Consider the following 17,964-nt stretch of genomic DNA (forward strand, 5'->3'; position numbering starts at 1 on the left):
AACGCTATCACTATGAGCAATGTCGTTTTTATTTTCCCGTTTTATGGGCGGGATGAGTACGCGCTGAATCCAGGTACACAGGATAGAAATTGATGAAAAAAACCTTACAGAACAGAAGAGTAAAAAAAGACGATAGCAGAACCACTCTGTTCTGGCGCGAACGCCTGTCTGCTTTTATTCAGCAGGAAAAGGGAGCGGGTACCGCATTCTATACGCTAGGGGCGATGGCGCTGTTGGTGACGGCGGCTTTCATTGTGGATACCTCAACGTCAACGGGTGATGCGACGCAGATCAAGCGTGCGACGGATGCCGCCGCGCTGGCCGTTGGCCATCAGGCCACCATCAATGGCGAAGAATACAGTCAGGAAGACATCAATACGCTGGCGTATGAATACGTCAAAAGCAATCTGGGAATGAATAAGGCCCTGAGTGAAAAACTGGTGGCGGGCGACGTGTCCGTCACTGAAGGGCGCAATAGCGCTACGCGTAAAACCTATACCGTGACCGTGGCTTTTGAAACCAAGCCCAGCCTGTTGAGTTTGGGGTCTAGGGCTCAGGAAGTGTACTCGACCTCGGAAGTCATCAATCGCCCGACGGAAGTCGCCCTGGTTATGCCAGTGACGGGGGATATGAGTGATGCTGATATTCGCGCGTTGAAAAGTGTCAGTCGCTCGTTTGTCGAGCGTCTGCTCAGTAGTGGAGATACTAAGCGCGACAACCTGTGGCTGTCGCTGGTGCCGTACAGCCAATCGGTCAATGTGTACGATGCGGAAGATACGAACCGGATTCGCCGTTGGTCTACACCGAGTGCACTGAACCCACCGGAGCTGCGTTCATTGTTTGCCAGTGGTGTGGTGAGTAGCCTGGCAGACCGCCGTTTCCCCGATCGGCGCGCTAACCTGCTGTGCATGTACCGTGGACTGGGTCGGGAAGAAAACTTCTTCTGGGATGAACCGCCCGTTGGGCAATTTCGTGTGTATTACCGTCACGATTTGCCGCAAAACGACAGCCCCGGCGCCCCACCGATTAGCTGGCGCGGTCCCAACCCCGATCTTTATCCGTGGGATAACGACTCCAATGCTGTAGATACCCGCTTTATCGTGGCAGACCGAGGATGCCCGAACGCGGCATTGATGCCGTTGACCAACGAAAAAAGCAAACTGGATCAACGTATCGATCAATTTTCTGCCCGTTTTAACGTGAACTACGCCATCGGCATGTCGTGGGCAGGGGCGGCGCTGTCGCCAAACATGCGCGGTTCAGACGGCTGGGGCGATTCCAAGCTGCCGCTGGATTTCAATCTGGACGGCAACGGTGACGGGCAAAAAGTGATTGTGATGATGGCCAACACCATCGGTAACTGGTTTGACACCGACAGCTATAACTTCAATCGCAATGAATTTCGTGGCGGTACTGGAACGGATCTTGCCCGCTCCTTTGCCGTACAGCGCTTTCACGATCTGTGCTCCAGCTTCCGCGCAAGCAACATCAAATTCTATTTTGTCGGCATTCGCCCCGGCGATCCAGAAGACTTCGGTCGCAACCTGTTCGACAGAGAAGCGACGCCGGGCCTGCTGGTCTGCACTGAGGGCGAAAAACGTATGAGCTTTATCGATGGTTCGGGCTTTGGTGCAGAAGGCGTTGAGGATCAATTGATTCGGCGTTTGGATCGTATCGCCGGCCAGATCGAAACCGAGGGCGGCTATGTTCGGCTGGTTGAATGACCGCTGAAGGTAGCCAGAAATAACGCGATTTGCCCCTTTATTACAGGACATGACACGATGACTTTTTCCCGCTCAAAATCTGGTTCAGCCTTAACGCGCCCTCCGCGTCAGGCGTGGGTATTGGAACCGCGCATGATGTTTGATGCTGCAGCTGTGGCTACCGTTGCCGATGTGGCTGCACACGTTGCTGTTGCAGCAACGGATACCGCGCCCGGTGTTGATGCCACGCCAGTTAAGGCGACGGTCACCGTTACCGACACCAGCAGCAGCTTCGAACCGATCGATCTGTTCAGCGGCGTTAGCGTGTCAGCGGATAAAGACGGGCAGGAACTGAAAGAGTTGGTGATTACCGTCAATCGTTCAGGTGCGAATCAGGCAATCGTCATCGACGGTACGGAAATTACGCTGGAGGCCGCTAATGGCGCAAGAACGACGGAAGGTGTTGGAAAATACGGCTATACCGTTGCGGTAAGCGGCGCGACGACAACCATTACGGTGAGCATTGATTCATCTGATGCATTTCAGCCCAACGATGTTGCTACGTTGATCGAGGGTATGACTTACCGACCACTCGATAAAACCGTGGCAGGTGGCGATGTAACGGTAACACTGAAGAGTCTGAGTGATGAGAGCGATACTGCCGAACTGAATATCCACTCGACCATCACCATTGACAGCAAAATCAACGTCGCGCCAGTGGTGTCTGTATCGGATGCGCCTGAACTGGCAGAACTTATTATTGTACCCGGTATGGAATCGCCACAGGACGTGCGCTATTCCAGTAATGGCGAGCGTGCCTATGCCATCGGAAGCGATGGAACACTGGGTGTCTTCACGGTTGGTGAGCATGGCAAACTGACGTTGAGCCAAACGCTGAGTGATATCAGCGCGCTTAAAGGTGTGAAAGACATCGCGCTGAGCGCAGATAACCGTTCGCTATACGCTATCACGGGCAATAACAATATTGTCGCCCTTAGCCTTGGCGACAACGGACAGGTGATTCAAGTCGAGGGCAGCGATACCCAGACAATCCCTTCGCAAAACGGCAATATTACTGGGCTGGCCATCTCCAGTGATGGTACACAGGTTTATGTCGCCACACAGTGGAACGGTTTGGTCGTCTTTACTCGCGATGCGACGACAGGGGGCCTGACATTCCTCCAGCGCGTAAGTGACAGCGGGATCGATCGCAGCGGTATTGTGGCGAGCAGCGGTAACTATGTTTTCACGATTGGGATGGGAGCAAAGCACACGCTGTCGGTTTTCCAGCGGAGTGAAACCGGGACATTAGTTTCTGTCACAACGCTGGAGACGTCTGGGGAAGGTTATGGCGCGGTGGATTATCAACTGGCGATCTCGAAGGATCAGCAGTTTATCTATGTCGCCGATCCTGATAACGGCGAAATCAGCGTTTATCAATTGCGTGATGGCACCGAAGGAAAGACGCTGACCCGTGTGGATACGAAAGCGTTGGAAAACATCAACGCGCTGTATCTTAACGCTGATGGTAGCCAGCTCTATGCCTTAAGCAGCGAAGGTACGTTGCAAATTTATAGCGTCAATACTTCTACGGGGACGCTAAATGAAAGCGGCCAGATGACGAATATTGGCGATACGCATGGCATGGTGCTGTCGCCAGATGGGCAATCACTTCTGGTGGCTGGCGAAGCAATCCAACGCTTTAGCGCATTACGCACTTACCTCTATGGCCGTGAATTACCGTTTGCCGATCATGTCACGCTGTCCGATAGCAATCTGGATGTGTTAAACGGCGGTGCGGGTAACTATAACGGTGCCACGCTGACTATTGGTCGTGAAACCCCCTCGGCAGACGATCAATTCGGCCTAAGCGCAGGTAATGACCTGACGCTGCAAGGCGGAAAAATTCTGCAAGCTGGCGTAGAAATTGGCACTTTTGCACAGAATCAAGGCACGCTCAGCGTGACGTTTACTGCTGATGTGACAAAAGAAACCGCTAATGCGGTCCTGAAACAGATTACGTATCGCAATATCGGCAGCCAGAGCACCACCGAGACGGTGGCGCTGACGGTGACGGCGAACGATGGTGAGCTCAACAGTACGGTGACGAGCATTGCGTTGCTGCTGACTGCCAACAGTGCGCCAGCGCTGGTTAGCCAGGGCGGAAGCAACCTGACGTTGGATACGCGCGGTGCATCCGTCACGCTGTTCAAAGACACGGCGGTTAACACCGGAGAAGCTGGGCAGGCGCTGACAAAATTGTCGATCGGTATTGGTGGCCTAAATAACCCGCATCAGGAATACCTGACGGTGGATGGTACGGCCATCGATCTCAGTGAGGACAGTGCGGGCACCACGGTGAGTGGTTACCAATATAGCTACACCTATAACGCCGTGAATGGTGAGTCTTCTCTGGTGCTAAGCAGTGCTCAGGGTATCAGCAGTATGGCGATGATGAAGCTGGTCGACGGCATGAGCTATTCTGCTGGTAAAGAAAGTACCAGCGCCAGCGGTTTACGTACCATTACGCTAACAGAATTGCAGGATAACGGCGGTATCGCCAATGGTGGAAATGATACTGCGACGCTGACTGTCTCCAGCAGTATCAATCTGGCCTTAAATGAGCAACCCGCGATCGAGGTAACCTATTCCCCTGATGCTGCGCTGTTTTACAACGACGGCAAGCTCAGCGATTACAATGAACGCGTCTCGGCAATGAGTGTTTCTCAGGATGGTAAAACCCTGCTGGTCACCGGCAGTGAAGGGAACAATAACGGTGGAAAGACTTACCTGCGCGTTTACGCGCGTGATGCGGAAAACGGTAAGCTGACGCTACTGCAAAGTTTCACGCAGGGCGAGCAGGATGATCCGTCTACTCCCGCGTTTGAAGTTAACGGTTTGAACACGATCACCACGCTGGCACAGTCGAAAGACGGCACCAGCGTGTATGTGGCAGGCTATGCGGCGGGGGGAAGCACCAGTGTCTACTCGCTGGTGCAGTTTAGCCGCGATGCCACAACGGGACAGTTGAGCTATGTCGGCATTGTTGCCACACAGGGTGTGGATGGCGTTAGCGGCCTGGATGCGGCCGTTTCCGAGATCGTCATATCCGACGACGGCACCTCACTGTATACCATTAATGGTGTGACGCCGATGGATGGCTCTACGGGTAAAAACGCCGTGGCTTTCTTCTCGCGTGATACCACCTCTGGTGCGCTGACGTTTGTTGGTTCACTGATCGGCAGTGATACCCTCCCGCTGAAAAGCCCGAGTGGTATTGTGCTGTCCAGCGATGGTAAATCAGCCTATATCTCTAATCAGGGGAACAACAGCATTACCGTACTTTCGCGTGATGCGGAGACGGGTAACCTGAGTTATGTCGCGACGGTTAATAAAAGCACGATCGCGGCTGACGTAAATAGTGCGGAAATTCCGAAGGACGATCGTTACCTGACAGCGTTGCAAGACATCGCTATTTCACCCGATAACCGTTTTGTTTATGTGTCATCAAACTCACAGGGTACCGTTTCGATTTTCAGCCGTGATAGCGATACAGGCGCGCTGACCTACGCTGGCATAATGGACTTGTACAACAGTGAAAGCCACGTTCCTACTGAGTTACGCGCGACATCACTGCGTGAAATCGTTATCTCTCAGGACGGCTCAGCGCTGTATGTTGCGGCGTTCGGCGGTAGTTCACTGCTGGTATTCGCCCGCGACGCTAATTCTGGGGCACTAACGTTCCGTAACGGTGTTGACCTCTCAGTTAACACCGTCAACCATCTTGCTGTCAGTGCCGATGGTAAGAATATCTATGCGGGTGTCAGCACGTTCTTTGCCGGGTTAAACGTGTTCACCGCAACGGCAAATGCCCCTTATAGCCAGACGACGGATATCGCGTTTGCCAGAGGTGTCATGCTGTCAGACCAAGAGCTGGATGCTGCTGATGACTATAAGGGTGCATCAATCACGATTAGCCGCAACGGTGCCGCGTCGGCAAATGACCACTTCGCTTTCCAGGATGGCGGCGGTCTGACGCTGTCCGGCAGTGATATTCAGTATCAAGGCGAGACAATGGGTACGCTTAATGTGAATGAAGGCGCGGTGTCGATCGTGTTCACCGAAAGCGTCACAAAAGCGGTTGCCAATCAGGTTCTGCATCAGATCACTTACCGCAATGATGGTGATGCGGCAGGCGCATCGATTCCACTGAAGATCACCTTGAGCGATGGGTCTAAAGATACCAGCCTGTTGTTGGCGCTGGTAGAGAACAAAGCGCCAGTTGTGGATAACACGGGGTACGTACCGCCGTCAGCCGTCGCTGGGCAATCGTACACCGCAGTGCTGCCAGAAAATCTCTTTCGCGATCCTGAAAATGACACGCTGACGTGGAAAGTCACTGGTCTTCCTGATGGATTCGATTTCGACCCTGCAACACGTACCATTTCTGGTACGTCTGCGCTTAATGGAGCGGGTACGTTTGACGTTACCGTCACGGTAAGCGATGCGTCAGGCGAGGGCGTAGACCACGAATTGACGCTGACCATTGCCCCTAATCCTGCACAGGTGCCGACGATTGGCGGTGAATCCAGCACCCTTCAGGATGATTACAATCTTGAGGGCAATGACTCTAATAATTATGTGGATGTACTGAACGGGGTAAAAGACACCGCGTTGTCTGCTGACGGAAAAACGCTCTACGTTGTCAGTTCGCCGGATAGTGGTTCAGCGGTACTGAGCGTGTTTGTCCGTAACGAAGAAGGCAAATTTACCCTGTCGAAGACCTTCTATAACTATCGCTCCGTGTATAACGATGAAACGAAAGAGCTTGATAAGATTGTGGACAATGCCGCGTTGGCGGGGGCATCAGACGTTACCCTGTCTGCCGATGGGCAGTACCTGTATGTGGTAGGCAGTGAAGGCAATGCGGTGACCCTTTTCCGCGTTGGCAGCGATGGGGAACTGACGCAAGCCGGTGTCCTCGATCAGGCTGATCTGGGAGGGCGTTCGCTGGATGTGCGTTCTCACATTGTTTCTCAAGGCGATTATCTCTATCTCACCGCTGCCCAGTCTGGCAGTGATAATGACAGCCGCAGCGTGCTGGTGTTTAAGCGCGGGACGGACGGTACCCTGACGTCGGTTTCTCAGACTGATAATTTGATCGGGGCGAGCCGTCTCGTGCTTGATCCTGAAAGGCGTTACCTGTTCGTGTCGGGTTCAGGTGATACCGTTGGCGTCACTGGTTTCAGTATTGATGCCGAGGGCAAGCTCACTCAGGTTTCCCAGATTCGAGCTGAAGGCGACAACCTGTATTACATCAATTCACTTGCCCTGTCACCTGATGGCAAAACGCTGTATGCGATTAATGCTGATGGCGTTCAGTACACGCTTAATACGATAACGGTGGGGGCTGATGGGGCGCTCTCGCTTACGGAGACAACGCCAATTACCGATGACGGAGGCGATAGCGGTGAAGCATTGGCAACCGGTTTGGTGGTTTCTGCCGATGGTACGGCGCTGTTCGTAATTGGCAAGAATATTTCTGTTTTCGCTCGTGCCGAAGATGGCAGCCTCACGCTGAAGAATACAATTAGCGGCGGCTGGGATAGCTCGATCAATATTTCCTTCTCGGATCTACAAAATGTAGAACTGAGTGCAGACGGTAAGCAACTGTATCTGATTGGCGGCGATAAGGTTCATGTGCTGAATGTCGGTACCGCCGGTGCGAGTTACACCGAAGGTGATGGCGCAACGGTGTTACTGCCGTCAGGCCGTCTGTCCGATCCGCAGCTCGATGCGTTAAATGAAGGAAAGGGTGATTATAGCGGTGCGAGCATCACGGTAGGTCGGCAAACGGGCGGGCTACTGGAAGACGTCTTCGGCTTTAAGGCTGATAACGACTTAACGCTGGACGGTAATAATATCGTCAAAGATGGCACCACGATCGCCACTTTTACGCAGGTTGACGGTGCGTTGACAGTGACCTTTACCGCAGCGGTGACAAAAGCGGATGCGCAGAACGTGCTGCGTCAGATCACCTATCTCAACAGTAGCAAAGATCCTGAACATGCGGGCGCATCACCTGTCTTCACCTTCAGCATTAATGATGGCGACAATAACGTTGCGACATTGGACGTGACGGTTAATCTGATTGGCGTAAACGATCCGGCTGTACTGACGACGACGGTGTTGAATCCATCGGTTCCGGGCAACGGCGAGTTTGTGAAGCTGTTTAAAGATACCCAGATTGATACGGTCGAAAGCGGGCAAACCATCTGGCAAGTGATACTAACCTTTGATGCATCAGGTCCGAATGAAGCCATAAGCGTAGGCGGTGAAACGATCGTTCTTGAAGACACTAACGGTGTCAGGAGAACTACGTCGGGTATGGAGTATCTGGTTGACGTTGTGGATGGCAAAGCTACCGTTACCCTCTATGTTGAGCAAGACGGTATTGGCCCCGAAGCGATGATTGACAGCATCGGCTACAACTATCTGGGTAGCAACGGCAGCGGAGAACGACACGTTACGTTGAGCATTAAAGAGAATGATTATAGCGGAAGCTCCCCCGTCACCACGCTGGAACAAAGCATTACGCTGACGCTGGTGCCCGCGACAGAAGACAATACCGCGCCGGTTATCACCGTTCCGGTTGCGGCGCCGACATATACCGAACGTGCCGATCCTATTGCGTTGGCAGCTGACGCAACGGTGTCCGATACGCAGATGGACAAACTCAACGGCGGCAAAGGTAACTATGACGGTGCGACGCTGAAAATTACGCTGGGCGACGGTAAAACAGCACTCGATAAACTCGGTTTCAATGCGGGTAATGGCCTGACGTTATCGGGCGATATGCTGCAAAAAGACGGCGTAACCATTGGTCAGGTCAGCAATAAAGACGGTGTGCTGACGATTCGCTTTAACGCGAATGCTGGCACCATTCCCACCACGGAAGATGTGCAGAACACGCTACGTCAAGTTACTTACGCCAGCGACAGCCATACGCCTGCCGCACAGGTGGCGGTGACGGTAACGTTGTCCGATCGTTATCTGGTGTCTCAGGATACGGCTTTAACCATAGATATCACACAGATTAATGATGTTCCAGCCGTCAATACCGATCCTGTTCTGTCATTTGGTGATTTAGATCGACTCCAAACTCTGGAATTGTCGGCATTTGGGCTGACAGGTTCAACGAACAGCGCGGTGTCTGCGGACGGTAGCCGTGTATATATTGCCGACCAGCAAGGTCACATTGCGTTATTTACTCGTAATGCTGATGGCACCTTGACGCACATGCGTACGAGCGCGATTGCTAGCGGCGTCATTCAACTCCAAATGACGTCTGATGGTGCGAATTTATACGCTCTGCAACGAAATAATAACGAAGGCATTATTGTTACTTTCACTCTCGATAGTGAAGGTAATCTGACAGAGCAAAGCTCTCTGAAACAGCTCTGGGATACGGCGCAGATTACGCTGTCGGGTGATGGGAAAAACCTTTATCTGATGAATCGGGAGACGGTGATCGTTTATGGTCGAGATACGACGACCGGTACGCTTACCCGTCTTCAAGCGCTTGATAATGATATGTCAACACCGCCTTATCTCTGGGCTCCGACGAAAGTCATCACGCAGGGAGATAAAGTTTATGTGGTTACCAACCCCAGCAACGGCTCATCCCTGATTGTTTACCAACGTAATAGTGAAACGGGCCAGTTGACCCCGCTGACGTATCTCCATTCAGGGGAAACGGATAGCGCCGGTAAGGTCGTGAATCTGGACTATGTGCAACATGTATCTGTCAGTGCCGATGGTCAAACGATCTTTATCGCGAATAGCCGAACCAGCTCCTTCACATGGGAAGGGGAAATCGCGGTAACTGACCACCCAATGAAGATCGATGCTTTCCGCCTCAACGCTGCCGGAACGTTAACGCATTTGGGCACCATCAATGGCACCGCGACGGTGGAAGACATTTCACTGTCAGCGGATGATAAAACGCTGTATGTCGCCTTATCCGATGGCTCTCTGGCTTATTATTCGGCGGACACGTTGGAACGTATTGATGCCCAGAATAATCTGGCGAATGCCCAGAGAATTGCGGTATCACCACGAGGTGAGCTCATTATTCTTGCCGATGCGCTGGTGGTTATGCGCCAGACTCCGCTAAGTGCTTTCTATACCAATGGAGGATCTGCGGTAGCGGTAGTGCCAACATTGACACTCAGCGATGCGGAATTAGATGCCGCAAATGGCGGGGCAGGGGATTACCGTGGCGCATCGGTTGTGTTTCAACGTAGTGAATCGGCTTCATCAAACGATCGTTTCGAGATGATTGCCGGCAACGGTTTTACCGTCTTGGGTAACGTTATCAGTAAAGATGGGCAACCGGTGGCAACGTTGAGTCAGACTGATGGTCGTGCTTCTGTGACGTTTACCGCCAGCCTTTCCCGTGATGAAGCAACCGCTCTTGTGCGCCAAATGGGGTGGCGTAGTACGGTAGTGGTTAATGAAAGTTCTGTAGCACTCCGCGTGGTGCTGAATGACGGAGAGCAGGATTCCACGCCTTATGAGGCAACGGTAACGATTTCCGATAGTGTTGTGAACCAGGCACCTGTGGGGAATAGTGATGCCTTTACCCCGCCTGTCGCACAGGTTGGCACCCGCTGGAGTTATACCTTACCTGATTCGCTGTTTACCGATCCTGAAAATGACGCGCTGACGTTTACCGTTGACGATACGCGATTGCCTAACGGTGTGAGCTTCGATAGCGCAACTCGTACTCTCAGCGGCACGCCGTTAACGGCGGGAACATTCAACCTGACGATTACCGCGACGGACAGCGCGGGCAACGCGGCGGCGCTGAATGTGGCGCTGACGGTTAATGCTGCCGCAACGCCGGTTGACCCTGGCACGCCGACGGAGCCTGCAAATCCCGATAACACCGCGACTGCGGCTCCGGTGATTCTGGTGCAGCAGAGCGCAAGCCTACCTGTTGATGCGAGCGAAAGAGAACGCGAACAGCCGCTGAATGCCATTGTCGCCGATCTGTCTCGTTCAGAAACACAGTCGTCACCGACTAACCCCCTTATCGAACCGATGCGCCAGCGCGATGCCGATACGGTGCGCCAATCGGATGCGCCTTGGGTGCTCGATCCTGTGATGTCACAGCTGATGCCGACGCTGGATCAGGTCAACTTCTCTTCTCGTGCTAGCACCGCTGTGCGTGACAGTTCGCCAGCCTCTCTGGCGGATTCCAACCTGTTCCTGAGCGTGCGTGGTCAAACAACTTCACTGGAATCGGCGTTCAGCAGCGTGCAGGGCGCGTTACAGCCTGATGCCTCCGGTGCGCTTGCCTTTAGCTTGCCGCAGCGCATGTTCAGCGTGCGTGAAGGTAATGCCACGCTGACGCTGCAACTGGCGAACGGGCGTCCGCTACCGGCGTGGGTGCAGTTTGATGCCCGCAGCGGTGTCGTACGGATTACCGATGCCAGTGCTGTGCAGGTGAACCAGATCCAACTGGTGCTGAAAGCCCAAGCCGCAGATGGTACTAGCCGGACGGTACCGATCACGCTGCAAACCGGGCAGGGCGATGGCGCAGCGATGGCGACCGACCGTGGCGCGATGCAACTGCCTTCACACGCTACTCAAAACGACGATGTGGAGCCGTTAGCACCAACGGGGAAAACCGCCTTTACCGAACAGCTGCGTCAGCATCAGCCGGAACAGGATGCATTGCTGGCTGCGCTCAGTGAATTGGGCAGCCTGCGTGCATAGCACACGCAGACTGAATATTGAGACGAGATTTTATTTACTTAACCACTAACCCAGGCGCTTGCAGGCGGTAATCAGTCCACTGCCTGCAAGATGAAGGGAACAGACAAATAGAAGATGGGGAGAACCCGGGTGAATCAGCACATAGCGCATTTCTGGGATAGCCAGCAACACGACAGTCAGCAGCAGAATGTTCAACACGAGGCTACACCACGCACCGCAGGTTCCCGAGCGTTACGGATCGCGGTAACCCTCGCCTGTCTGGGGTTAGCCGGCTGTGCCGTCAAACCAGAACCTGTTACGGTCGAACAGCAGGTTGCACAGGCATTGAGTGACAGAACGCAGATGTTCGCTAATCAGGAGCCGGTACGCGGCACGATTACGCTGGATGAGGCGATTGCCCGTGCGCTGAAATATAACCTGCAACAGCGGGTCGCGCTGATGGAACAGGCAATGGAAGATGACCTGTTAGGTGTGCAGAATCTGGACATGCTATTACCTAAACTGACCGCACGTGCCGGGCTGCAAACGCGCGATAATGTGGCCGGTTCTAGCAGTCAGTCGGTCACAACGGGTCGGCAGTCGCTGGAGGCGTCTACCAGTCAGGATCAGACCCAACGTACCGCCGATCTGACAATGAGCTGGAACGTGCTGGACTTCGGTATCAGCTATTTCAACGCCAAAGTACAGGCGAACAAATCGCTGGCGGCGGAAGAGCGTCGTCGTCGCGTAGTGGCAGATATTACCCGTCAGGTGCGTACCGCTTATTGGGAAGCGGCAACGGCGCAGCGTTTGCAGCCGGAAGTGACGACTGCGCTGACGCAGGCGCGTCAGGCGCTGGAATACGCACGCCAGACAGAACAACAGCGTTTGCTGGCACCGGTCGAGGCGCTACGTTTCCAGAAAAATATGCTGGAGATGGTGCGCCAGTTGGAAATCGTCGACAGCGATCTGGTGGTGGCGAAATCCCGCCTGGCCGCGCTGATGAACCTGCCGCCGTCCAGCAAATACGATGTCGTCGTGCCGAGCGAAAGCAGTCTGGTTGCGCCAAAGATGGCCTACTCGCTCGACGATCTGGAAAACTTCTCGATGGTGAAACGCCCGGAAGTGCGTGAAGAGAGCTATCTGGCACGCAATAGCGTACTGGAAACCCGTAAATCGCTGCTGCGTCTGCTGCCGGGCGTGTCATTGTTTGCTGGTATCAACGGCGACAGCAACAGCTATTTGGTCAATCACCAGTGGGCAAACGCGGGCGTTCAGGTCAGCGGTAACCTGCTGAACGTGTTGTCGTGGTCATCGGTGAAACGTGCCGGACAGGCGAATGAAGATCTGGCAGAAGTGCGTCGTCAGGCACTGCGTATGGCGGTGTTGACGCAGGTGAATGTCGCCTGGCAGGAGTATCAGCAGAGCACGCGGATGTTTGGTCGTTATCAGGAACTGGCGCGGATTCAGCGCGGTATCCTCAACCAGACCACGCTTAGCGTACAGCATCGTGCCGAGACGCAGATGGAACAGGTGCGCGTTAGCACGGAAACTATTCTGACCACGCGCGCACGCGATCGCAGCTTTGCCGATGTGCAGAACGCATTGGGTGCAGTCTATCAGGCCGCAGGTCTGGACGTGCTGCCGGATAACGTGAACGATGTCAGTCTGGCGGCGTTAAGCAACTCGATCGCTCGCACCACGGGGAATCTTGAAAAAGGCGGCGTTGCGGTGCCGCGTTTGTCCCTGTCAACACCGGCAGTGCCAGCCACCACGACGGCTTCCACCAAAGCCATTTCTACCGCGCCTGCACCGTCAACCGCTGCGCCAGTCACAAAACCTATCGTGCCCACGACGGTTACGCCTGCGGCTAACGCGGGGAAACCTTACCGCGTGGTGAATACGGATATGTGGGATAACCTGCAATCCTTACAGGCGGGAGGCTCGCGTTAATGGCTGTCGGCATGGTGCGTCCGCTGTTACTGGTCAGTGCGTTAAGTCTGCCCCTATGGGGGCAAGCTGCGACGCAGGGAGACATTCGCGTGCAGCTTAGCGCGCAGCGCTATACCGTGTTATCCAGCGAAATTGCCGGGAAAGTGACGGATATTGCCGTGAAAGAAGGTGAACACTTCAAACAGGGGGATACGCTGCTCACGTTTGACTGCACCGTGCTGCGTGAAAAACTGAACTACTCAAATGCGGCAGAGAATGCCGCGCGTAAGAAACTGGCTATTGCCGATCGGTTGGATAAACTCAATTCGATCAGCCTGTCGGATGTCGATCAGGCGCGATCGTCGGTGTCGATGGCGCAGGCGGAAAGCGGCGTCAATCGTGCGATGCTGCAACGCTGTGCCATTAAAGCGCCGTTCTCTGGTCGCGTAACAGAAACCAAGGTTAAGCGCTGGGAATCGGTACCGGAAGGCAAAGAACTGTTGGCGATCTATGATGACAGTGCGTTCGAGTTGGAAATGATCGTGCCATCGCGCTGGCTAGTGTGGTTAAAGCAGGGTAGTGCTTTTCAGGTCACATTGGATGAAACCGGCCTGAGCTATCCGGCTGAAATCAGCCGCCTCTCGTCAGCCATCGACCCGGTTAGCCAATCGGTGAAGGTCTTTGGCCGGATTACACAATCTACCGCCGGATTGCTGCCGGGTATGAGCGGTGTGGCACAAATCGTACCGCCTGATGCAGGTAGCGTAACCCCATGACCGAGCGGCATTCGACGGCAGCAGCATCAACTGAACAGGATACCCGGCTGGCGCTGCTGGCCGAGCTGTTACAGTTGCAAAGCCGTGCCAGAGCGCGAGAAACGCTGGATGAACTGGCATTTTTCATCGTCAACGAGACACATAATTTAGTGAAGTATCGGCAGGCGCTGCTGTGGGACTGCGATAAACAGCACTTGCAGGCGGCTTCCGGGCTGGCCTCGCTCGATCACAATGCGCCGTTTTGCACCGAATTTAGCCGCCTATGCCGGCAGTGGCAGGCTGAAGGACGTCAAGCGCAGGCGCTCAGTTTTCGGGATTTGCCCACGGACGATCGCCAACTGTGGCAGGAGCATCTGCCGGAATTTTTACTCTGGTTACCACTGCGCGTGGCACAAGGTGATGCGCCGTTAGTGCTGGTGTTAGCACGAGACAGCGCGTGGTTGCCCGCCGAAATTATCCTGCTGGAAAAGCTGGCAGACGCCTACGCACATGCATGGTTAAGCTTGTGTAAAGTGCGCCGTCGTCAGGTCAAAAGCAGTCCGAAAAAACGCCGTCTCATCGTTGCTGCTGTGGTGGTGCTAGTGCTGATCTTATTGATCCCGGTTCGTCAGTCGGTGCTGGCTCCGGCGGAAATCGTCGCACATCGTCCGGTGATGGTTCGCGCTCCTGTAGCGGGCGTGGTGGATGATATTCTGGTTCGCCCTAATCAAACCGTTAGCGCTAACCAACCGCTGGTGCGGCTGGACGTGCGCGAACTGGAAAATCGTTTGGAATCGGCTCGGCAGGCTTTTGCGACTGCTGATGCCCAGTACCGTCAGGCACAACAACAGGCGCTGTTCGATGCCAACAGCAAAGCCAGTCTGGCCGTGCTGCAAAGCCGCCGCGAGCAGGCGCAGAGCGACATGGATTTTCTGCAACGTCAGCAGGAACGTATGCAGCTGGTTTCCCCGCGTGACGGCGTGGCGATTCTTGATGATGCCAGTGACTGGATTGGCCGTTCGGTAGCGGTTGGCGAACGTATCATGATGATCGCCGATCCACACGATGTGGAGCTGGAGATCCAATTGCCTGCGGCGGATGCGATTGCACTGGAAAACGGTGCGGATGTACGCCTGTTCCTCAATGTGGCACCGAATTCAGCACAAGAAGCGCGGCTTGAACAGATCGGCTATCGTGCCGCGCCAACGCCGGATAATGTGATGGCCTATCGGCTGCGTGCGCGTTTTACGCAGGATGATCCACAGCTACGCGTAGGGCTGAAGGGGACGGCTAAGCTATACGGAAAACGTACGGTGTTGTTCGTTTACCTGCTGCGTAAACCGCTGGCCTCTTTGCGCGTTTGGCTGGGCGTGTAACGATGGCTGGAGGCGTGATGCCTACCGCTGGGCTTAGCCCGCTGCGCGATGAACTGATCCTGCACGCCGGACCGGCTAACCGTGACGGCTCGCCCAGTTGGACATTGGAAGATCCGCTGCGCGGCCTCTATTTTCGTATCGGCTGGGCAGAAATGGCAATGCTATCGCGCTGGTCGATGGGGAACGCCGCGCAGATTGTCGCCGAGATTAACCAGACTTCCGCGTTGACGCTTGATGACAGCGATGTGCAGTACTTCAACCGTTTCTTACAGGCCAACAGTCTGACGCGTGTTTCCGGCGATGACGCGCTGGCGCAGTTTGCTCGTCAGGTAGAACAATCGCGTGTTTCGATTTGGCGCAAGCTGCTAAAGAATTATCTGTTCTTCCGCATTCCTTTATGGCACCCGGATCGCTTTCTGGGTGCCACGCTGCCGTGGGTCGAACCCTTTTTCAGTCGTACTTTTCTCAAACTGACGCTGCTGGTGGCCGCGCTGGGGTTATTCCTCGCCGGACGCCAGTGGGAAACGTTCAAACATACCTTTCTACATTTCTTCACGCTGGAAGGGGCGGCGCTGGCAGGACTGACGCTATGCGTCACCAAGATTTTGCATGAGCTCGGTCACGCCTACACCTGCAAGCGCTTTGGTGCGCGGGTTGCCACCATGGGGGTCGCGTTTCTGGTGATGATGCCAGTGCTGTACACCGATACGTCCGGTTCGTGGAAGCTTACCCGCCGCCGACAGCGGATGGCGATTGGTGCAGCGGGTATGATGACCGAACTGGCGTTGGCGGCATGGGCAACGTTGGCATGGAGCTTCTTGCCGGACGGTATGCTGCGCAGCGCCGCATTTATGCTGGCGACCACCACCTGGATCATGACGTTGGCGATTAACCTCAGCCCGCTGATGCGCTTCGACGGTTATTTTCTGCTTTCTGATGGGTTACAGGTGCCGAATCTGCAAAACCGAGGCTTCGCTATTGGCCGCTGGAAGATGCGGGAATGGCTGTTCGGCTTAGGTGATGCGCCGCCGGAGCACTTTCCCCGTTGGCTACAACGCACGCTGGTGGGCTATGCCTTTGCGGTGTGGATATACCGTTTCTTTCTGTTTACCGGTATCGCGATTCTGGTTTATCACATGGCGTTCAAGCTGCTGGGGATGCTGCTTTTCGCGATTGAAATCGGCTACTTCGTGGTGATGCCCGTGGTGAATGAAGTACGCGAGTGGAGTAAACGCCGTAAGGATTACCGTATGAACCGTAATATGACGACAACGCTGGCGGTGAGCGCCGTGGTTCTGCTCTTGCTGATGATTCCCTGGCAGCGCAGCGTGTACGCACCGGCGCTGCTGCGGGCGGAACAGCAAAGCAGCCTGTACATGCCCGTGCCTGCGATGATTCAGCGCATTGAGGTGCAGGTTGGTCAGCCTGTGCACGCCGGGCAAACGCTGTTTACGCTGTCGTCTGACGCATTGGCGCATGAACGGCAACAGCTTGAACGCCAGATTGCGACATTGAACTGGCAAAGCACTTTTCAGGTTTTCAACAAGGAAGCCGCAGGCGATCACCAACGCGTGAAGCAGGAGCATGAAGCCGCACTGCAAAAGTTGCAGGTATTGCAGCGCCAGTCTGAGCAGTTGACGGTGCGTGCGCCGATAGACGGCGTAGTTGCAGATATGGCGACACCGCTGGAAGCGGGCGAATGGCTGGGGCAGGGCGAGTGGCTGGCGGTGGTGACCAAACCAACCGGTGGACTGGTGGAAGCCTTCGTGTCGGAGAAAGACTGGCAGCGGCTCAGTACTGGCGCAAAAGGCACGTTTTATTTACAGGATGTCAGTCGTTCATCGTTGCCGCTCACGATTGTGGAAATCGCCAGTACGGCGACCCGCGATCTGAATGCAGCACCGGAACTCGCCTCCGTATATGGCGGTGATATTGCCACGCTGAGTGATGCACAGCGTAAGCTGCACCCTGAACAGGCGGTGTATCGCGTATTGCTCAGCCTGCCTGCCGATTACCGTACTCAGCCGCAGGTACTGCGCGGCACGGTGGTGATGGACGGTGAAGCACAAAGCCTATTGGTTCGTGGCTGGAAAGTGGTATCCGCAGTGCTGATCCGCGAGCTGTCATTCTGATTAGTTTTGATTTCTGCGATGTCGATCCTGACTTTCTTCCCGCTATTGCCAGATTGTTATTTTTTCTGGCAGTGGCGTGAAGGAGGGCGCTTAACGCCTCGATTATGTTGTTCCTGATGTTTCTATCCTATCTATTTAAAATGGCAGAAATTTTTTAGGTATCTCAGGCTATATCTCATGTTGGATATTAGGGGAAACACGGTGATGAGGTTCCCGCAGGGACACCTCACACCGTGGTAGCCCCGTGTATCTCGATATTGAAGCGGTAATAGCCTGAAACACTGAGATGACAATTCTTGTCTAA

At 54.5% G+C, this 17,964-nt stretch carries 6 protein-coding genes; all 6 read left to right on the forward strand.

Annotated features, from left to right (window positions below; translation table 11 throughout):
- Nucleotides 1-92 precede the first annotated feature (92 nt).
- Entirely contained in the window at nt 93-1,724 is a 1,632-nt protein-coding gene (locus E2566_RS03845) for a Tad domain-containing protein (protein WP_107167821.1), read from the forward strand.
- 57 nt (nt 1,725-1,781) lie between these two features.
- Nucleotides 1,782-11,486 (forward strand): beta-propeller fold lactonase family protein, encoded by a 9,705-nt coding sequence (locus E2566_RS03850; protein ID WP_107167820.1) that lies wholly within the window; start codon nt 1,782-1,784, stop codon nt 11,484-11,486.
- 129 nt (nt 11,487-11,615) lie between these two features.
- Nucleotides 11,616-13,418, forward strand: coding sequence for a TolC family protein (locus E2566_RS03855; RefSeq protein ID WP_107167819.1), 1,803 nt, complete (start codon nt 11,616-11,618; stop codon nt 13,416-13,418).
- Nucleotides 13,418-14,173, forward strand: a complete 756-nt coding sequence (locus E2566_RS03860; RefSeq protein ID WP_107167818.1) for an efflux RND transporter periplasmic adaptor subunit — start codon at nt 13,418-13,420, stop codon at nt 14,171-14,173. The genes E2566_RS03855 and E2566_RS03860 overlap by 1 nt, the downstream gene beginning before the upstream one ends.
- Nucleotides 14,170-15,528 (forward strand): efflux RND transporter periplasmic adaptor subunit, encoded by a 1,359-nt coding sequence (locus E2566_RS03865; protein ID WP_107167817.1) that lies wholly within the window; start codon nt 14,170-14,172, stop codon nt 15,526-15,528. Before E2566_RS03860 ends, E2566_RS03865 begins: the two co-directional genes overlap by 4 nt.
- Nucleotides 15,529-15,530: 2 nt before the next feature.
- Nucleotides 15,531-17,660, forward strand: coding sequence for a site-2 protease family protein (locus E2566_RS03870; RefSeq protein ID WP_107167816.1), 2,130 nt, complete (start codon nt 15,531-15,533; stop codon nt 17,658-17,660).
- Nucleotides 17,661-17,964: the final 304 nt, after the last annotated feature.

The organism is Pectobacterium punjabense (assembly GCF_012427845.1).
Classification (GTDB): Bacteria; Pseudomonadota; Gammaproteobacteria; order Enterobacterales; family Enterobacteriaceae; genus Pectobacterium; species Pectobacterium punjabense.

Bases quoted from the DNA above. Each gene is read 5' to 3' on its own strand.
- E2566_RS03845 (WP_107167821.1), top strand. From the start codon at position 93: ATGAAAAAAACCTTACAGAACAGAAGAGTAAAAAAAGACGATAGCAGA.
- E2566_RS03850 (WP_107167820.1), top strand. From the start codon at position 1,782: ATGACTTTTTCCCGCTCAAAATCTGGTTCAGCCTTAACGCGCCCTCCG.
- E2566_RS03860 (WP_107167818.1), top strand. From the start codon at position 13,418: ATGGCTGTCGGCATGGTGCGTCCGCTGTTACTGGTCAGTGCGTTAAGT.
- E2566_RS03865 (WP_107167817.1), top strand. From the start codon at position 14,170: ATGACCGAGCGGCATTCGACGGCAGCAGCATCAACTGAACAGGATACC.
- E2566_RS03870 (WP_107167816.1), top strand. From the start codon at position 15,531: ATGGCTGGAGGCGTGATGCCTACCGCTGGGCTTAGCCCGCTGCGCGAT.